General features: G+C 36.4%; 15 protein-coding genes, 1 tRNA gene and 2 pseudogenes. 11 read left to right on the forward strand and 7 right to left on the reverse strand.

From position 1 onward, the window contains the following. Positions 1-454, reverse strand: a pseudogene (locus C7K42_RS13335) (IS4-like element ISTeha3 family transposase); the annotation flags it as partial. A gap of 217 nt (positions 455-671) precedes the next feature. Here C7K42_RS13335 and C7K42_RS12630 point away from each other — a divergent pair. Next, a pseudogene (locus tag C7K42_RS12630) lies at positions 672-1,852 on the forward strand (class I SAM-dependent methyltransferase). 72 nt (positions 1,853-1,924) lie between these two features. Here C7K42_RS12630 and C7K42_RS12635 read toward each other — a convergent pair. From C7K42_RS12635 to C7K42_RS12645, 3 genes are all read right to left on the reverse strand, one after another. Next, positions 1,925-2,407 (reverse strand): GNAT family N-acetyltransferase, encoded by a 483-nt coding sequence (locus tag C7K42_RS12635; protein WP_014124329.1) that lies wholly within the window; start codon positions 2,405-2,407, stop codon positions 1,925-1,927. Positions 2,408-2,437: 30 nt separating this feature from the next. Then, the gene (locus C7K42_RS12640; protein WP_014124330.1) at positions 2,438-2,968 is read right to left on the reverse strand and encodes a GNAT family N-acetyltransferase; all 531 of its coding nucleotides are present in this window, start codon (positions 2,966-2,968) and stop codon (positions 2,438-2,440) included. A gap of 296 nt (positions 2,969-3,264) precedes the next feature. Further along, positions 3,265-4,626, reverse strand: coding sequence for an IS4 family transposase (locus tag C7K42_RS12645; RefSeq protein WP_123985509.1), 1,362 nt, complete (start codon positions 4,624-4,626; stop codon positions 3,265-3,267). A 64-nt stretch (positions 4,627-4,690) separates the two neighbouring features. On the opposite strand from C7K42_RS12645, the gene C7K42_RS12650 reads away from it, so the two are divergent. From C7K42_RS12650 to C7K42_RS12670, 5 genes are all read left to right on the forward strand, one after another. Next, positions 4,691-4,924, forward strand: a complete 234-nt coding sequence (locus tag C7K42_RS12650; RefSeq protein ID WP_124175422.1) for a hypothetical protein — start codon at positions 4,691-4,693, stop codon at positions 4,922-4,924. A 53-nt stretch (positions 4,925-4,977) separates the two neighbouring features. After that, on the forward strand, positions 4,978-5,175 hold the full coding sequence (locus C7K42_RS12655; protein WP_041591783.1) for a hypothetical protein: 198 nt from the start codon (positions 4,978-4,980) through the stop codon (positions 5,173-5,175). A gap of 222 nt (positions 5,176-5,397) precedes the next feature. After that, positions 5,398-5,471: transfer RNA gene (locus tag C7K42_RS12660), tRNA-Asn, on the forward strand. 160 nt (positions 5,472-5,631) lie between these two features. Continuing rightward, positions 5,632-6,651, forward strand: a complete 1,020-nt coding sequence (locus tag C7K42_RS12665) for an acyltransferase family protein (protein WP_014124333.1) — start codon at positions 5,632-5,634, stop codon at positions 6,649-6,651. 63 nt (positions 6,652-6,714) lie between these two features. Beyond that, positions 6,715-8,043, forward strand: a complete 1,329-nt coding sequence (locus C7K42_RS12670) for a C1 family peptidase (protein ID WP_103097352.1) — start codon at positions 6,715-6,717, stop codon at positions 8,041-8,043. Between the two features lie 168 nt (positions 8,044-8,211). On the opposite strand, the gene C7K42_RS12675 is transcribed toward C7K42_RS12670, so the two are convergent. Then, on the reverse strand, positions 8,212-9,393 hold the full coding sequence (locus tag C7K42_RS12675) for an MFS transporter (RefSeq protein ID WP_014124338.1): 1,182 nt from the start codon (positions 9,391-9,393) through the stop codon (positions 8,212-8,214). Positions 9,394-9,642: 249 nt separating this feature from the next. On the opposite strand from C7K42_RS12675, the gene C7K42_RS12680 reads away from it, so the two are divergent. The 3 genes from C7K42_RS12680 to C7K42_RS12690 all read left to right on the forward strand — a co-directional run bounded on the left by C7K42_RS12680 (position 9,643) and on the right by C7K42_RS12690 (position 13,458). Next, on the forward strand, positions 9,643-11,037 hold the full coding sequence (locus C7K42_RS12680) for an L-cystine transporter (protein ID WP_014124339.1): 1,395 nt from the start codon (positions 9,643-9,645) through the stop codon (positions 11,035-11,037). Between the two features lie 170 nt (positions 11,038-11,207). After that, complete coding sequence (locus C7K42_RS12685) at positions 11,208-12,518, forward strand: ISL3 family transposase (protein ID WP_061841477.1); 1,311 nt, start codon at positions 11,208-11,210, stop codon at positions 12,516-12,518. A gap of 202 nt (positions 12,519-12,720) precedes the next feature. Then, positions 12,721-13,458, forward strand: coding sequence for an acyl-ACP thioesterase domain-containing protein (locus C7K42_RS12690; RefSeq protein ID WP_014124341.1), 738 nt, complete (start codon positions 12,721-12,723; stop codon positions 13,456-13,458). A gap of 50 nt (positions 13,459-13,508) precedes the next feature. Here C7K42_RS12690 and C7K42_RS12695 read toward each other — a convergent pair whose 3' ends face one another. Further along, complete coding sequence (locus tag C7K42_RS12695) at positions 13,509-14,477, reverse strand: asparaginase (protein ID WP_014124342.1); 969 nt, start codon at positions 14,475-14,477, stop codon at positions 13,509-13,511. A 397-nt stretch (positions 14,478-14,874) separates the two neighbouring features. Further along, a complete protein-coding gene (locus C7K42_RS12700) occupies positions 14,875-16,233 on the reverse strand; it encodes an IS4 family transposase (protein ID WP_124175371.1) in 1,359 nt (452 codons plus the stop codon). A 201-nt stretch (positions 16,234-16,434) separates the two neighbouring features. On the opposite strand from C7K42_RS12700, the gene C7K42_RS12705 reads away from it, so the two are divergent. Next, positions 16,435-17,265, forward strand: a complete 831-nt coding sequence (locus C7K42_RS12705; protein ID WP_014124343.1) for a DUF72 domain-containing protein — start codon at positions 16,435-16,437, stop codon at positions 17,263-17,265. Between the two features lie 15 nt (positions 17,266-17,280). After that, a complete protein-coding gene (locus tag C7K42_RS12710; protein ID WP_014124344.1) occupies positions 17,281-18,117 on the forward strand; it encodes an HAD family hydrolase in 837 nt (278 codons plus the stop codon). Positions 18,118-18,138: the final 21 nt, after the last annotated feature.

Consider the following 18,138-nt stretch of genomic DNA (forward strand, 5'->3'; position numbering starts at 1 on the left):
AGTTAGCATGCGATAGCCTTTATAACCTTTTTGTAAAGCATGATCCCAAAGGCGCGCCAAACCAGGCACTTTCTGACTTCGATTTCGATAGAACGTTGAGTCATCCAAAACAAGCGTACGTAGATGGGTACTTGGATCTGTTAATCGATGGATCTTTTCGATCACAGAAGCACTAAAACGAAGCAGAAAGCTACGCCAATTATTGTGCGGATCGTTCATCAAACGGTAAACGGTATCTTTCTTCATATATTGATCTGCTTCACGTCCGCTGAGGACTTGGTTCAAGGTCTTGCCCTTAAACACTAAACTGAAAAGAAAGTAAAAATAATGGCGGGAGAATAGCCTTTTTGCTTACAAATAGAGGTTTGTCGTAAACATTTCAGGACGTTCAGTCAGAAAAAATTGCGTTCATTTCATTTGGTAATTGATTTTTGATGTTTTTTAAGTGTATCATAAGAGCAAGAACTCCTTGTTTTAGATTTGTCGTTAAATCCATTATAAAACAAAAGGAGTTCTTTTTGTATCCTTTGAACAAAAGTCAAGCGAACCATTATTTTACTATCAGCGTTGTTCTATCAAAGGGACATCATCATTTTGGGTATGCGAAACTTGAGTATATAAGTATACACTTGCAGAACAAGAATACAAATTTTAAAGGTGGAGTGTTTTTAATGTTAGAAAAGAAAACGTATGATAAGCTTTTAGGTCATGCTTTTGATATTCCAGTAAAGGTAGAGTACTGGGACGGAACAAGCGAAGTTTATGGCGAAGGCACGCCTGAGACTGTGATCCAATTAAAAAAGGCGATCCCTATTAAAGAGCTAACTTCACTTCCTACATTAACTTTAGGTGAAGCGTACATGAACGGTGATATTGAGGTGAAGGGTGACCTACAAGAACTCGTTGCTTCTGCTTATCGAAGTGTAAACAGCTTTGTAACAGATAACAGTGGATTTTTGAAGTTCTTACCTAAAATTTCTCATTCAGAAAAAAATTCCAAAGAAGATGTGCAAAGTCATTATGATATCGGTAATGATTTTTATCGTCTGTGGTTAGATAAAACGATGACTTATTCTTGTGCTTACTTTAAAGATGAAAATGATACGCTTGAACAAGCGCAAAAAAATAAAGTACGTCATGTTTTAACAAAATTAAACCCGGAACGCGGAAAAACTTTAGTAGATATTGGTTGTGGCTGGGGCTCTGTACTTTTTATGGCAGCTGAAGAATTTGGACTTAAAGCTACTGGATTACCTTAAGTCAAGAACAATATGACCAAGTTAAAGAAGAAATTAAAACTAGAGGCCTAGAAGGTCAAGTGGACGTTTATTTAGAAGATTATCGTGAAGTTGAAGAAAAATTTGACTACGCAACATCTATTGGTATGTTTGAACACGTAGGCAAAGAAAACTTACCTAAGTACTTTGAACAAGTGCAAAAACTACTTGTTCCTAATGGCCGTGCGTTGATTCATGGTATTACTGGTCAGCATGAGGGCGTAGGTAGTGATCCATTTCTTTCTAAATATATCTTTCCAGGTGGATATATCCCAAATGTTGCCGAAAACTTGACAAATATTATGAACGCAGGTTTACAATTGACAGATCTTGAACCATTAAGACGTCATTATCAAAAAACACTTGAAATTTGGTATCAAAATTATTTAGAACATATTGATACGGTTGTCGATCGATATGGCGAACCGTTCTCACGTATGTGGTCATTGTATCTACAAGCTTGTGCAGCTTCTTTTGAAGCAGGTAATATTGATGTTATGCAATATCTATTGGTCAACGGCACAAGTGGTTACGGTCTACCAATGACTAGAGAATATATGTACAAAAATTCGTAAGATAGATGTGGTATTAAAATCTAAACAAATAAAAAATTAGCCAGACAGCATGTTGTCTGGCTAATTTTTTATCTATAAATCAAGTTGCATATAAATAGAATTTCCTATTGGATTATCATTATAACTTTCTATTTCATAAAAGCCATGCTTTTTATAATTAACAATTGCTGCTTTTAAGTGAGGCAAAGTATCCAACAATATATGTTGATAACCAATTTGGCGACTTTCTTCAATAATTGTATCCATTAAATGTGTGCCGATATGTTTCCTTCTAAATGCGGGACGAACATAGAATCGTTTTATTTCACAATAGTGGTTGTCCAACTTTTTCAAACCAATACAACCAGCTAGTTTGCTGTTATAGTAAGCTAAGTATAAGCGACCATCAGGCAAACCATATTTCTTTTCTAAATTTTCTAGTTCATCACTATAATTTTGCATTGCTAAATAGTTATTTATTTGTTTATCTTGCGTGATTAACATATTCGTATATTCGTTAAATAATTTTTTTATTTCATAGGGATAATCATAGGCAGATATGATTTTAATTGCCATTTTCGCCACCTCCACTATCTATCGTAAACACTATTCGTTAAATGCATCTAAATAACAAATTGTCCCTTGTACATTTTTTAAGCTGGCCGGATATAATTCTTTAACAAAGTAGGCATCATCAGGAACAGGAAAAGGCGCTTGTATATTAAAATGACTGGCTAATTGATAACCAAATTTTGAATAATATGCTGGATGACCTAAGATACTGATAAAAGGATAATTTTCTTTTTTAGCTCGTATTTCTAGTTCTTCTAACAACATAGCACCGATTCCTTGTTTTTGCATTTCTGGTAGAACAGCAAGTGGCGCTAGGCAGAGTCCTGTGCTAAGAAGATTACTATCTTCATAAACATCTACTTCACTTAAAAGTCCATGACCGACAATAGTATTATCTTTTAAAGCAACTATTTCGAGATAATTTTGGTAAGTGGCATCTTTTCGTAAATTAGCGGCTAGTTCTGCTTCATTTCCGTAACCTTCTTCAGTATTTGTAAATGCTTTGCGAATTAAACTGTCTACCGTTTGGTAATCTGAGTGTTCAATTGTTTTTAATGTAACCATTATTTACTCCTTTATCTAACAACTTTTTGTTCATTTTACTTATTCATTCTACTAATTTTCGGTAAAAAAATAAAGCTACACAACGGTATTTTGCTTATATTTAGTCTTTGTGTTAAGTTGAATAGTATGTGAATGCGAAAATGGCGCATTATTGTGGCACTGCAAATTTGAAACTTTCAAAACTTTTGAAATTATACTAAGTAATATAAAAGATTTATATTACTTACTAAAACTTGAAACCTACTTTTCGATACGTATCCCTTGGTATACTAAGCATCTTATGCACAAAATTAACTTCAACCTGCTTGCTTGAGCTGTTTTTGTATAGAGGAAGGTAGTTTTTCAAGGAACTGTTCGATAATGTTATTTAATACGGCTTCATCCAAAACATATTCATCCGCAAAAGCTTCTTGGAATAAAACGAGTAATTGCAGAATGGCTTCCGATACAGAAAGCTCGGAAAGCTCATCAATGAGAAGATAAAATAACTCGCCAAGCGTTCGGTCGTCTTTACTTTCACGTTCTTGCACCGCTAGGATCATATAACCGATAGCTACCAGTGTCGTATGCGCAAAGATCCCGTCATAAGAAATCCCTTGGTACTTGGCTAATTTTAAGTATTGTTTGCACATCTTGAAGTAGACTTCCACCGACCAGCGTCTAGCATAGAGCTGAATGATCTCGTCTTCGGTCAGATCGATATCGGTCGAAGCTAAGACCAAATAGTCGTTTCGTTTATTGCGATTGCGAATATATACCAACTTAATGGGAAGGATTTTCCCTTCTACGACAGCTTCTACTTGGACACTCAAAAGATAGCGAGAACGACCGCGGCGTTTCTTGTTTCGTTTGAAGATTTCTTTGACATCCATCTTTTGGCCTTGATAACGGTAGTAGATCTTTTGACTACGTTTAACCATCGCTACGCAGTGGCATTTCAGGTCACGGATCTGTTGGAACATTTTGGGACTGGAAAACCAAGTATCGAATAAGACATAATCCGCATGGATCCCTTGGTTCAAAGCCGATCGAAGCAGTTCCAGTGTCACTTCCGTACCTTTACGAAGCGCTTGAGCTTTACGTTTCCCCCTATTCGTGCGTTGATCCCCGATATCAAGATCAGATTGGAGCTTTCTTTTCCCGGAGAGCAACGAAAAAGCAACAGGGACAAAGCTATTGCCATCACTCCAGCCTAATTGTAAATAACGAAATCCTTTGAAATATTTTTTCTTGGCATGGTCGTATTGTAAAGCGGCACATTCCACTTTTTTCGCATTCAAGCGAGAATACATGGAGTCATCCACGATAAACGTGGTCTTTCGGGCATCATCCGTCAATGGACGTAGGAAAGTAATGACGGATTTAGCCACTAAGATCAGTAATTTTTGCCAATGAATGTGCGGATCATTCAAAACGTTGCGAAATGTTTTATCTGAAAATGATAGCTGTTCCTTTTGCTTTTGGTAAAACCGATAGGTAGAACCGTTGGTAAAGATCGAAGCTAATAGGAACGAAAAAATAACAGAAACGGAGAAACCCTTCCTGTGCACGGCATTCGATTTTTTAAGAGCAGAAGCTACATGGAACTGATGAAAAAAATCAGACACAGAGGTAGAAATTTTTTCTGAGTTTGGCGTTGTTTGTGTTATAATTGACATGGCATGAACACTCCTTGGTTAGTGGTTTTTCGTTGATTCTATTATACCAGGATTTGAGTGGTTCATGCTATTTTTGTATAAAAAAACGTTTATTTATCAAGGGATGAACTGTATTTTTGAACTTTCAAGTTTTAGTTACTTAGTTGATGGGGGTGGTGAAAGCAAAAAGTTCGGATCCACTAAAATTAAAAATGGCTTCAGTAAGACAATTGTTTTTGAAAGTTTTGTTATCGCTAACACAAGGGGTTATGATGCTAAACCCGATGGATCTGATGATAAAGAAGTCCTAAAAATGTAATATTTTGTTTAAAAAAATAGTAACAAATAACAATCGGAAAGGTGTTGTGTTTTGTGAATAAATTAAAAAAATCATTGATTTTTGGGCTATCGCCTATTTTTTTACTAGCTGCTTGTGATAATGGAGAGACAGAAAATGCTACTGAGGCTCAAGGTGATGTTAATTATAGTGAGGAAGTGGATTATACAATTACAGGGATTGAGCCTGGGGCAGGTATTACGGAAGTTTCTTACGATACAATCGATAGCTAATCTTGCTGGATGGAATCTTGAAGAAAGCTCAACTGATGGAGATAATGGTGAAATTTACGTAGATGTCTACAATAAAGTTAAGACTCTCTCTCGTAAGATCTAGTTTTTTTGTTTTAAATAAATAATCAGAAGTAAAACAGGAAGAATGAAAGAGGTAATTTAATTCGAAACTGTTTTACTCCTGTTTCTTGTTTTTGTTAAAGATGTTTAGACTTCTATCATTCCGGCATAGCTCAGTTGGTAGTAGCGCATGACTGTTAATCATGATGTCGTAGGTTCGAGTCCTACTGCCGGAGTATTTAACAAACAGCGCCTAGGATTTTGGACGCTGTTTTTTTAGTTTTATTTAATTTATCGTTAAAATTTTTGATGTTTTTTCATAAAAATGCAACTGAATTGCAATAATCTTCAGGTATAATAACAAATAGTTTGTAGAGAAGTTGGTGATTGAGTTATATGGCAGAGAAAAAACGGGATCCTTATTTTGACAATGCCAAATTTTTATTAATGATCTTAGTGGTTTTTGGGCATATGATGCAACCGTTTATTGAAAATGAACAATGGAATCATGATTTATATTATACGATTTTTGCTTTTCATATGCCGGCTTTTATTTTCATTTCAGGTTTTTTTGCAAAATCGTTTGATCCACAAAAAAAAGCGCCTGTTGCAACGAATTTTCAAAAGTTTATTGTACCTTATATATTCTTTCAATGGTTATATTCGCTTTTTAATCGTTTATCAGGAGCAGAGGAGCACTTTACTTTTCAACTTGACGTTCCCAATTGGTCACTGTGGTTTTTGATCAGTTCTTTTTTTTGGCAAATTTCTTTATATTTTTTCAGAAGAATACGTCCAACGGCTGGTATCACAATCAGCATATTAATTAGTTTACTTGTCGGCTATACGCCATTTATTGGTCGTGAGTTGACTTTACAGCGTACGGCTGTTTTCTTGCCGTTTTTTATTATTGGTTATTATCTTCCCAAAGGTTTTTTCGATTGGTTTAAAAACTTTAAATATAAAAAACTATTTGCAGTTGGTTTTGTCATTATTTATGCTTTAGTGAATTACTTGAATGAAGTAAATAAATATATGTTCTTTGGTTCAAAGCCTTATGATGATTTCTTAAATTTCCCAGAATGGGGCTTTTTAGTGCGTATTGTTACCTTTATGTTAGCCATTATTGGCATGTTGGCTTTCTTTTCTTTGGTACCGACTAGAGAAACTAGTTACACTAAAGAAGGGAAATATACACTAATTGCTTATCTCTTACATGGTTTCTTTATCAGAGGAATGCGCGCTTTTGATTTAGAAAATATCCATTTAGGTTTTCCTGGTTTTATCGTATTAGCCCTAGCCAGTATTTTACTGACTACTGTACTTGCAAGTGAACCTGTAGGAAAAGTTTATAATAAAATTGAACGTTACTTTTTGGGAAATAAGAACAAGACTAAACCAACCTACAACGGATAGTAGTTGTCTTTACTAAAGGGAAAGAGTAGAATAAATAAGTAAGTTTTAAAAGGAGATGAAAGAATGGCTGAAATAACAAATGAATTAACAGCAAAATTTGCTGCAGAATTTAAAGAAAATGATAAGCAACAAGTAGCACAAAATGCTGTAGTTAAAAATGGTATTACCAATTCAGCGGAAAATATCGTGGCTCAAAGCAATAATGTACCTGTATTTTCAATTGATTTAAAAACAGGAAATGTATCTAATCAAAAACAATCAGGTCGTTGCTGGATGTTTGCAGCGCTTAATACTTTTCGTCATAAGATTTTAGATAATTTTGATTTAAAAGACTTTGAATTATCCCAAAATTATACGAATTTTTGGGATAAGTATGAAAAGTCCAATTATTTTTATGAAAACATTTTAGCGACAGCAGACCAAGAAGTAACAAGTCGTAGGGTAGCCTTTTTGTTAGAAACACCTCAACAAGATGGTGGACAGTGGGATATGATGGTTTCACTTTTTAATAAGTATGGTGTTGTCCCTAAAGCAGCGATGCCTGAAAGTAGTAATTCTTCGAACTCTCGTGACTTGAATAATTATTTGAACAAAAAACTTCGCAAAGATGCAGCAACTTTACGTCAATTAGTAGCTGATGGTGCTTCTGCAAATGATATTCAAGCTAGCAGAGAGGATATGCTACAAGAAGTGTATAATATTTTAGCTATCTCATTGGGCACACCGCCGACTACTTTTGCTTTTGAATATCGTGATGAAAATAAGGAATACCATATTGATCGTGATTTAACACCGAAGTCTTTTTATGATAAATACGTAGGAGTAGATTTAAATAACTATGTTCCTATTATCAACGCACCGACAGATGACAAACCTTATAATCAATCTTACACAGTAGAAATGCTAGGTAATGTCGTAGGTGGCAAACAAGTGAAGTATTTAAATCTTGATATGGATACCTTTAAAAAATTAGCGATTGCACAATTAGAACAAGGTGAATCTGTTTGGTTTGGTTGTGATGTAGGTCAATCTTCGAATAGACAAAACGGTATCATGTCACTTGATACTTATGACATGAACGAGTTATTTGATGTTGACTTTACGACTACAAAAGCACAGCGTTTAGACTATGGTGAAAGTTTAATGACCCATGCAATGGTATTAACCGGCGTAGATATTGTCGATGACAAATCTACGAAATGGAAAGTTGAAAACAGCTGGGGCGATAAAGTCGGCGATAAAGGTTTCTTTGTAGCAAGCGATGCTTGGATGGACGAATACACTTATCAAATCGTTGTCAGAAAAGATCTATTGACTGCTGAACAATTAAAAGCTTACGAAAAAGAGCCAACTGTTTTAGCACCGTGGGATCCTATGGGCGCATTGGCGTAAAAACTGATTTAGAATAAAAATTAAAAGCCAAGCGTTTCTTCAGTTGCTGAAAGAAACGCTTGGTTTTTTAACTTTATGAATAGCACAAAGAAAGCAAAAACTAATGTTAAACCTATTCTGATCACTCAAAGGAAGCAGAAAACGCTGTTGAATCTGCTCCAATAAAGCTCACTGATCTTGCTTTTTAAAAACAACAAAGTGGAAAATCATCGCTAATAATTGAAAAGATAGAGCGGTCAAAGTGACGCCAACCCAACCAGCTTGTCCCCACATTGTTGTTCCTAGGAAAGAACCAAGTGCGCCTCCTATAAAATAAGAAAACATGAACACAGTGTTGTTACGATTGCTGACTTGTTCTCCTAAATTCTGTACTCGAGTTTGGTTAGCTACTTGACCAAATTGATTGCCGATATCTAATAAAATAATAGATAGAATTAACGGAAGAATATGCGCAGCAAAAAAGTGTAGAATAATAAAGCTAACTGTCTGCATGATAATTCCCATCCACACGATCGTTCGTTGTGCGTATTGATCGGATAGTTTTCCGACAAGTGGTGCTGCTACAGCTCCGGCTAAACCAAAAATAGCAAGTATTCCTGCTTCAAAAGTTCCCCAATTGTAAATAGGACTACTAATATAAAAAATTAGCGTAGACCAAAAGATTGAAAAAGTTCCGAACATAAAAAATCCGGAAACAGCTGCTTCACAAAGGACTCTTTGTTTTTTTATTAATAAAGGGATACTTTTCAATGAATCCATATAAGAAAGTGTGGCATTTTTAACTGGATCTTTTGGCATTTTAAATGTAAGTAAAACGGTCAACAGGATAATCAATAGTGGTGCAATGAGGTAAATAGAACGCCAAGGCAAAAAACTAGCTACGACACCAGAAAACGTGCGTGATAATAAAATTCCTACCAAGAGCCCACTCAAAAGTTTTCCCATGACTTGGCCCCGTTTTTCGGGTCCAGCTAATACTGCGCCATAGGGAATAATAATTTGTGGGACTACTGAAAGTAATCCGATAATAAAGGCCGCCAGGATAAATAATTGAAAATTTGGCGCAAAAAAAGCGCCTAATAATGATAAGGAGGATAGGGCAGCCATTGAGATAATGAGCCTTCGTTTATTTAAAACATCTCCTAAAGGAACAATGAATAGTAAACCTAGGGCGTAGCCTACTTGTGTTAGCATCGTTACACTGCCAATCGAGCTGGTACTTACCTGAAAACTTTCAACGACTTGTGTGCCAATTGGTTGGACATAATACATATTAGCAACCACAATACCGCAAGTTGCTGCCAGTAAAAAAATGAACTGTTTTGTTAAATCATTGGATTGTTTTTCCACAAAAAATGCCTCCTTTACTGCATGCTTATCTACTATAGCACAACTTTTCAATAGCTAACAGTTGCTAACTTACTAAATACAAGAACAAATATTAGACATTCGATATGTGTCCGTTTATAATGAAACCGTCACTAATGAATCTTTCACACGCATTTTCATTAGAGTGTACTGTTGAAGAATGGTCACTAGGAACCTTTACTTCCCTTGACGGACTTGTCATTATACGTAGAAATTAAAGGAGGAAGTTAAATGACAAATCTGCTCACTGTAATTGTTTTACTTTTATTTGTTGCAGTTTTATATGTGTTTTATCACATGCAAAAAATACATGCGAAGTTCTCAACGCGTGTATTTACTGGTTTGTTTGCTGGTATCCTTTTTGGGGGCCTTTTACAGCTGATTTTTGGTATAGAAAGTCCAGTTGTAGAACAGTCGCTTGATTGGATGTCCATTGTTGGTGACGGTTATGTTGCATTACTTCAAATGCTCATCATGCCATTGGTTTTTGTTTCCATTGTAAGTGCGTTTACACGCATGAAGGAAAGTTCAAAAATCGGGAAAATCAGTTTTTCCGTATTAGCAACACTGTTAGGAACTGTGGCAGTTGCTGCTTTGATTGGAATTTCAATGGTTATGTTGTTTAATTTGGACGGAGCCCAATTTACTCAAGGTTCTGAAGAAACAAGCCGGATTGCTGAAATTACGCAACAACAATCAGAAGTACAAGATCTATCAATTCCTGAACAAATTCTATCTTTTATCCCAACGAATGTGTTTGCGGACCTTGCTGGTAGTCGGGATACAAGTACGATTGGTGTTGTTATCTTCTCTGCTTTTGTTGGTGTAGCTTACTTAGGTGTCAAGCGCAAAGCGCCAGAACAAGCTGAAACGTTCAATCGTATTATCGAAAGCTTATACAATATCGTTATGCGTATTGTAACGCTTGTTTTACGCCTTACGCCTTTTGGTGTATTTGCTTTGATGACAAACGTTCTAGCAACAAGTGATTTTGGTGCAATTATTAACCTAGGTACATTCATTATCGCTTCTTATGTAGGTTTAATTATCGTGTTACTTATGCATAGTTTGTTACTCATGTCTGTACGGGTAAATCCGATCACTTACTTTAAAAAATCATTCCCTGTATTGAGTTTTGCCTTTACTTCACGTTCAAGTGCGGGCGCATTACCAATGAATCTGCAAACGCAAACGAAAGCTTTAGGTGTCGAAGATGCGACAGCAAACTTTGCAGGAAGCTTTGGTATCTCTATTGGACAAAACGGATGTGCTGGTTTATATCCAGCAATGTTGGCTACTATTGTAGCACCAACGGCTGGCGTTGACATTTTCGATTGGCGTTTTATTTTGATGCTAATCCTAGTGGTAACGATTAGTTCATTCGGTGTAGCTGGTGTTGGTGGTGGCGCGACATTTGCTTCATTGATCGTATTGAGTTCAATGAACTTGCCGTTAGCTATCGTAGGTCTAGTGATTTCAGTTGAACCATTAATTGATATGGCTAGAACATTAGTTAATGTCAGTGATAGTATGGTTGTCGGCGTTGTAACAAGCGCAAGGCTCCATGATTTAGATCGCGATACCTTAAATGATTCTAACCAAGTAGTTACAGAAAATGAAGTTTAATTAAAAGAATTTTCTTAAAGGGCTCTATAATTTCTAGTGTTGGTAAACAAGAATCAATTTCTTGTAGCCAATGCTAGTTTTTTTATGTTTTCTGAGCAAAATATAAAACAGACACCTTGAAAACTCGTAGAATAAAGTTACCAAACAAATATCCAAAGGAGTGTTTCAAGATGTCCATCTCTCATTATACTAAAGAAATCCTAGATATCCTAGATGTAAACCTAACTTTTGCAGAAAATTGTTTTCAAAAAGAAGCCATCAACGGCGACATTTGTTTTGTTTTTTATGGTCGGCTTTCTTATCGTCCGCAAGCCTGTTTTCACTGTGGCGAAGAAGAAACCGCCTGTTTAATGAAATGGGGGTTTAAGGAAGTGACGATTCAACTCAACGATGTGAGTGAATACAAAACCTTACTTAAAATGAAGAAGCAACGTTTTCGTTGTAAAACTTGCGGGAAAACGTCTATCGCCGAAACCAGTGTCGCAGATCGTCATTGTTCGATCGCTCGTCGTGTCAAACTCGCCATTGCAGAAAAATTATCGCAACCCTTATCGATGTCAATGGTCGCTCGGTTGAAGCATGTTTCGCCGACAACGGTTTTACGTGTGCTTCACAGTTTTCAACCCAAACAGCTATCTCCCAATACTTCCTTACCAGAAGTGCTTTGTTTTGACGAATTTCAATCGGTCAAACGGGTTTCTGGCGCCATGAGTTTTATTATGATGAACGGGGAAACGCGGCAGCTCTTAGAGATTGTCGCCAATCGACAACTGCCTCATTTAGAAGCATATTTTGCACGTTATCCTCGAGAGGAAAGAGCCAAGGTGCACTATGTCGTTTCGGATTTTTACAGTCCGTATGCCTCCTTAGTCAAAACCCTTTTTCCTAATGCCCAGTTAGTCATTGATCGTTTCCATATGAGCCAACATATTGGACGAGCTTTCCAACAACAGCGGAAACAAGTGATGAACACCTTTCACCGTCGGCAAAAGGAATATAAGCACCTCAAAAAATACTGGAAACTTCTACAGAAAAAAGCTTGGACGCTTGATTATAAAAATCGATATTGGCGGCCTAGTTTTCGGGATCATTTAACCGAGCAAGAGATTGTCGATCGCTTATTACGTTATCATTCTGCCCTTAGACAAGGCTATAAACTCTATCAATCCTTTCTTTCCGCATTTCATAAGCAAGACACAGCACGTTTTGATCAATTACTGAAAACCGATGGGTCCCAGCTTTCTGACCCGTTTCAGCCTGTAATCAAGACCTTCCGAAAATATCGAAAAGAGATTCATCTTGCTTTGACAGTGCCTTATTCTAACGGTCCTTTAGAAGGGTTAAATAATCATATTAAAGTGCTAAAACGAGTCGCTTATGGGTTCCATAGCTTTGAGAACTTTCGGCAACGGATCTTTTTATACCGAGGAAAATATTTCCAACCTGGTTCCTTACCTATACAAGCGAAAAAAAGCAGCTAGACAATAGCGTCTAACTGCTTCCTTTATTCGTCGTGTTTTCTTTACCAACACTATTTGACAAAGAGTCTCTTAAAGAAGAGTGCGCGTGCTCTTCTTTTTTTTAGATTAAAAAGAGAAAACAAGGGAAGAACAGACGCATAAAAAATTTTCTGTTATAATTGTTTTGTTGAATATTTAATAGCTATAAAGGAGGATTGTTGGTTTGGGAGCAAAATATACAATTCCACATGAGGTGACTTATTACGAGTGTGATGTAAACCATACAATGAAACTTTCGACCATGATTGCGATTGTCATCAAGGTGTCAGAAGAACAAAGTGATCTATTGAACAGAGGAAATGATTACATACATCAATTTGGTGTAACATGGATTATCACACATTATGAAGTTTTCATTTCTCGTTTACCAAGGGTAAATGAAAAAATTCAAGTGACGACTCAAGCAATGCAATATAATAAATATTTCTGCTATCGGGACTTTTGGATTACCACAGAATCTGGGGAAGAGCTAGTCCATATTGAATCTATTTTTTCTTTAATGAACTATACAACACGTAAAATTAGTAGTGTAACTGAAGACATTATTGCACCGTTTGAAAGTGAAAAAATTACTAAAATCAAACGTCCACCAAAAGTTGAGTCTTTAGAAAATCCAAGTAGTACTGCATATAACGTTCGATTTTATGATATCGATAGTAATCATCATGTCAATAATTCCGTGTACTTTGATTGGTTGATTGATGGCTTGGGCTATGACTTTTTAACCACTTATGAGCCTAAATATATAAACGTTCGTTTTGATAAAGAAGTTGAATATGGCAAGCAGATTGAAAGTCTTTATGAGATCGTGGATCAGGAAAGTGGCAAGCAAACACGTCATGCGATTAAAATTGCAGATAAAAAATATTGTGAAGCTCAAATTGAGTGGCAAGAAAAATAAAAGTTGTCCCTTGTTAATTAGCATAAAAGTCTAGCTAACAAGGGACTCTTTTAATGTTGCATAAAGTCGGTCAATTCGTCTTTTTTTAGTTGGAGATTATTCGCAATTAATAATTTTATTCGGACTTTTTGACTATTAATATTTGGAGAAAAAACCACGCCCATTTTTTGTAACTCGCTTCCGCCGCCTCTATAATCATAAACAGCTTCAGCAATCCCGTTAAAGCAACGTGAGACTAAAACAATTGGCACTTGAGCATCCAATAGTTTTTGTAAAGGGACGATATTTTCTGGAGGCAAATTACCTGCTCCTAAGGCTTCAATGACTAAGCCATCTAGCGATAGATGAGCTAAGCCTTCTAATAATTCACCGCTCATACCAGCATAAGCTTTTAGGATAGGGATAAAGCCAGATGCTGAGGAGATGTCTGTATATTGTGAATGCAAAATTTTTTGTAAAAATATAACGTTATTTTTATTTATCATACCAATGGGACCGATAGAAGGGGTGCGAAAAGTCGCGACATTTGTAGTATGAGTTTTGGTTACATAACGAGCGGCATGAATTTCATCATTCATCACAACTAACACACCTTGGTCTTTGGCATCTGGTGAAGCTGCTACTCGTATAGCGCTGGCGAAGTTATATAAGCCATCACTACCTAACTCATTACTTGAACGCATTGCACCCGTGAGAACAATTGGAAGCCAGTTACCGATCGTTAGATCTAAGAAATAAGCCGTTTCTTCCAAAGTATCAGTGCCGTGGGTAATAACCACACTATCTATGCCATTTTGATAAGCCTCTTGTATACGTTCTTTTATTTTAAGCATATGTTCAGGTGTAATATGCGGGCTAGGGAGGTTGAAAATATTTTCTGTGATCAAATGGACGTTTTCTGGCAGGGTAATCGGTGCATCTGTTAATGGATTTTTTGCGTCCGGACTTACACTTCCAGTAGCCGGATTTTCTTTCATAGCGATGGTACCGCCAGTATGTAAAACAAGAATTTGTTTCATTACTTTCACCCTTTCTTTTTTAGCTAGTCTATCAATTTTATCGTAAAAGTGAAGAAAAGAAAATACAACAAATTACTAAGTGCAAAAATTATTGAGGTTTTCTAATGGACAAATAAACAGTAAATAACGGACAAAAGTTCGACAATCTATTATCTGAAAACGAAATCACGGACAATAGTTTAGAAAAATCCTATCCGAAAATCCAAACATGAAGAAAGGAATAGAAAAGTTTTATCTGAAAAACAAGGATATAGTCTTTATTTTACCAATCCGGGAGCATTTCAACATTTTATTCCCTGTCTTTGCTCAATAGCCTTGAATTGCTTAGCAATTTTTCCTTGAAGACTTTATGCACAAATTATATTTTGTTGCGTCAGACATTTTTTCTCTTTATAACTCAAGTTTCGCACACCAAATTCGGTAGATAAGCCTTGATATAATTGGGCAGCGTATCGATCCAGAGCTGCAGTTGACTTTCAATGAAGTCTTGTAGTTTATGACTCGCTTTTTCACTGACTGCTTGCAAAATGTCCATTAGTTCTAATAAAGCCACCGACCAGTCAAGTTCTTTTATTTGGTCAGCAAGTTCATAAAATAAGCCGCCTAAGGTCCGCTCGTCATTGGCACAGCGTTGTTGCCAACTTAATAAGATGTAGCGCGTGAACACAATGGTGGTATGACAAATCAAGGCTTGATAATTGCGCGTTTGGGTTTCTTGTGACAAATGAAGGAGAGATTTGGAAACTTTAAAGAACGTTTCTATGTCCCAGCGAACCGAGTACGTCTTCACGATTTCTTGGGATGACAAAGTCAGGTCATCTGTCATAAGGGCTAACCAAGCACTTTGGTTATTCCGATTTTTGACAAAAACGATTTTGACGGGGGTCTTCCCGCTGCTTGGCTGAACAATAATAGAGGAAATGATGGCTTCTTGACAGTATTCCTTTATTGACTTTTGGTAGAGTTCGCTTAATTTATATAAACGTCTTTGATAAAAATATTGGGTCTTGCCATTTTTTGCCATACCTAGGGTATGGATGCCTAAATCATGCAAACGATCGATCATTTTAGGAGAGGTAAACCATTTATCCATTAACACATGACTGGCGTAAACGCCTTGATCAAGGGCTCTTTGCACCATCTCAATGGCCACATCAGGCATAGATCGTTGGGCTTCTTTGAAGCGTTTTGCCCCACTCGTTCTTTGATCACTTTCCGCTTGTTTTTGATTGACTTGGTTTTTGCCTGAAAGCAATCCAAAATCAATAGGAATAAAAGAGTACCCATCAGAAAAGCCTAAAGTTAGCATGCGATAGCCTTTATAACCTTTTTGTAAAGCATGATCCCAAAGGCGCGCCAAACCAGGCACTTTCTGACTTCGATTTCGATAGAACGTTGAGTCATCCAAAACAAGCGTACGTAGATGGGTACTTGGATCTGTTAATCGATGGATCTTTTCGATCACAGAAGCACTAAAACGAAGCAGAAAGCTACGCCAATTATTGTGCGGATCGTTCATCAAACGGTAAACGGTATCTTTCTTCATATATTGATCTGCTTCACGTCCGCTGAGGACTTGGTTCAAGGTCTTGCCCTTAAACACTAAACTGAAAAGAAAAGTAAAAATAATGGCGGGAGAATAGCCTTTTTGCTTACAAATAGAGGTTTGTCGTAAACATTTCAGGACGTTCAGTTCAGAAAAAATTGCGTTCATTTCATTTGGTAATTGATTTTTGATGTTTTTTAAGTGTATCATAAGAGCAAGAACTCCTTGTTTTTAGATTTGTCGTTAAATCCATTATAAAACAAAAGGAGTTCTTTTTGTATCCTTTGAACAAAAGTCAAGCGAACCATTATTTTACTATCAGCGTTGTTCTATCAAAGGGACATCATCATTTTGGGTATGCGAAACTTGAGTTTATAATAGATTAAACTTTAAAATAAAGAGGGAAGTAAAATGATTCAGATTGGCTGTACAAGTTTTAAGGAGCATACATATTTGACCGGAAAAAAAGAAAGTAGTTTATTTGAATACGCTGCTTTTTTTCCATTGGTTGAAATGGATACAAGTTTTTATGCCATTCCTAAGCAAACTTATGTCAAAGAATGGTTAAAACAAGTACCTGAGCGTTTTCAATTTATTATGAAATTACCTAAGGTTTTTACTAAGCATGAGGAGCTTACAGAAGGTGGATCGTTAAAAGAAATTGCGCAAGAGCTACTAGAAAGTTTAAAACCTATGATTGAGCAAGGAAATTTATTCTGCTTATTAGCGCAATTCCCACCTTATTTTGATTGTAGGCGCGAAAATGTCGATTATTTAAGGATACTTCGTCAGTTGTTTCCGCAAATGCCGATTGCTATTGAACTGCGTAATAACAGCTGGTATGATTCAGCTTTTTTGGCACAGACTAGAGCATTTATGCAAGAACAGAATTTTTCTTTAGTCATCGTTGATGAGCCGAAGAAATTATCGACTACGATTCCTTTTGATACTTATGTGACCAACTCGTCTTTTGTCTTTTTCCGTTTTCATGGACGTAATGATATCGGGTGGAATGCTACTGGACCAGATGCTAAACGTTTACGTACTAATTACCGTTATAGTCAAGAAGAATTAAAAGAACTGCAAGAGGCTGTTGCGTCGGTAAAAGAACAAAGTAAGCAAGTTGCTATTATTTTTAATAATAACGCTGGTGGTGACGCAGCGGAAAATGCGTTACAGTTTAAAGACCTGTTACAACTTGATTTTGAGAATTTAAATCCTAGCCAATTAGGCTTGTTTTAAGAAGTCGGTGAAAAAATGATAAAGGCGATTTTTTTTGATATAGATGGAACGCTTTTGACAAATAAGGGAAGAATTGCTAAAAATACAAAAAAAGCTATTAGCGCTTTACATAAAAAAGGAATTGTTTGTGGTGTGTCCACTGCTCGTACGCCTAAAAGTGTCGCTCATATTTTAAAAGATTTGCCTTTTGATTTATTTATCGCTTGTAATGGTCAACTAGTTTATACTAAAGAGCAGATGATTTATGAGCGCGCCTTTGAAGCAGAAGCTTTAGCTGAGATTGTTTCTTATGCAGATCAGCATTTTCGTCAAATGATCCTGTGTGGAAAAAATTATTCTGCAGGGAGTTGGACGATGCGTTTTGGCCAATCTCGGCTTTTATTACACTTTATGCGCTTTGTACCACATTACTTTCCTATCCGGAAAATGAAGCGTTTTTTACAAAATTATAGTCCTAATCGACGCAAACAAAGGTATAGTAGTCTTGCTATTGTAAAAGAACCTATCTATCAGTGTGTCATGCTGAGTCCAGAATATGAGACTGAAAGATTGGCAACAGCTTTACCTCATTGTGATCTTAAACGTTCGAACCCATATTCAGTTGATCTTGTGCCTAAAGGAAGCTCAAAATTAGCGGGTCTTAAGTTTTTGGTCGAACATTTAAGCATTAAACTGGAAGAAACGATGGTCTTTGGTAACCATTTAAATGATATTGAAATTATACAAGGCGCTGGCATGGGCGTTGCGATGGGAAATGCCACGGTAAAGACAAAACAAGCAGCGGATTATGTGACAGCCACAAACAACCAAGATGGTATCATTGCTGCTTTGCGCTATTTTAATTTAATTTAACAAAATAGAAAGGAAGATATT

Origin of the sequence: Tetragenococcus halophilus subsp. halophilus DSM 20339, assembly GCF_003841405.1 — a bacterium.
GTDB lineage: Bacteria > Bacillota > Bacilli > Lactobacillales > Enterococcaceae > Tetragenococcus > Tetragenococcus halophilus.

Bases quoted from the DNA above. Each gene is read 5' to 3' on its own strand.
- C7K42_RS12635 (WP_014124329.1), bottom strand. From the start codon at position 2,407: ATGGCAATTAAAATCATATCTGCCTATGATTATCCCTATGAAATAAAA.
- C7K42_RS12640 (WP_014124330.1), bottom strand. From the start codon at position 2,968: ATGGTTACATTAAAAACAATTGAACACTCAGATTACCAAACGGTAGAC.
- C7K42_RS12645 (WP_123985509.1), bottom strand. From the start codon at position 4,626: ATGTCAATTATAACACAAACAACGCCAAACTCAGAAAAAATTTCTACC.
- C7K42_RS12650 (WP_124175422.1), top strand. From the start codon at position 4,691: ATGCTATTTTTGTATAAAAAAACGTTTATTTATCAAGGGATGAACTGT.
- C7K42_RS12665 (WP_014124333.1), top strand. From the start codon at position 5,632: ATGGCAGAGAAAAAACGGGATCCTTATTTTGACAATGCCAAATTTTTA.
- C7K42_RS12670 (WP_103097352.1), top strand. From the start codon at position 6,715: ATGGCTGAAATAACAAATGAATTAACAGCAAAATTTGCTGCAGAATTT.
- C7K42_RS12680 (WP_014124339.1), top strand. From the start codon at position 9,643: ATGACAAATCTGCTCACTGTAATTGTTTTACTTTTATTTGTTGCAGTT.
- C7K42_RS12685 (WP_061841477.1), top strand. From the start codon at position 11,208: ATGTCCATCTCTCATTATACTAAAGAAATCCTAGATATCCTAGATGTA.
- C7K42_RS12695 (WP_014124342.1), bottom strand. From the start codon at position 14,477: ATGAAACAAATTCTTGTTTTACATACTGGCGGTACCATCGCTATGAAA.
- C7K42_RS12700 (WP_124175371.1), bottom strand. From the start codon at position 16,233: ATGATACACTTAAAAAACATCAAAAATCAATTACCAAATGAAATGAAC.
- C7K42_RS12705 (WP_014124343.1), top strand. From the start codon at position 16,435: ATGATTCAGATTGGCTGTACAAGTTTTAAGGAGCATACATATTTGACC.
- C7K42_RS12710 (WP_014124344.1), top strand. From the start codon at position 17,281: ATGATAAAGGCGATTTTTTTTGATATAGATGGAACGCTTTTGACAAAT.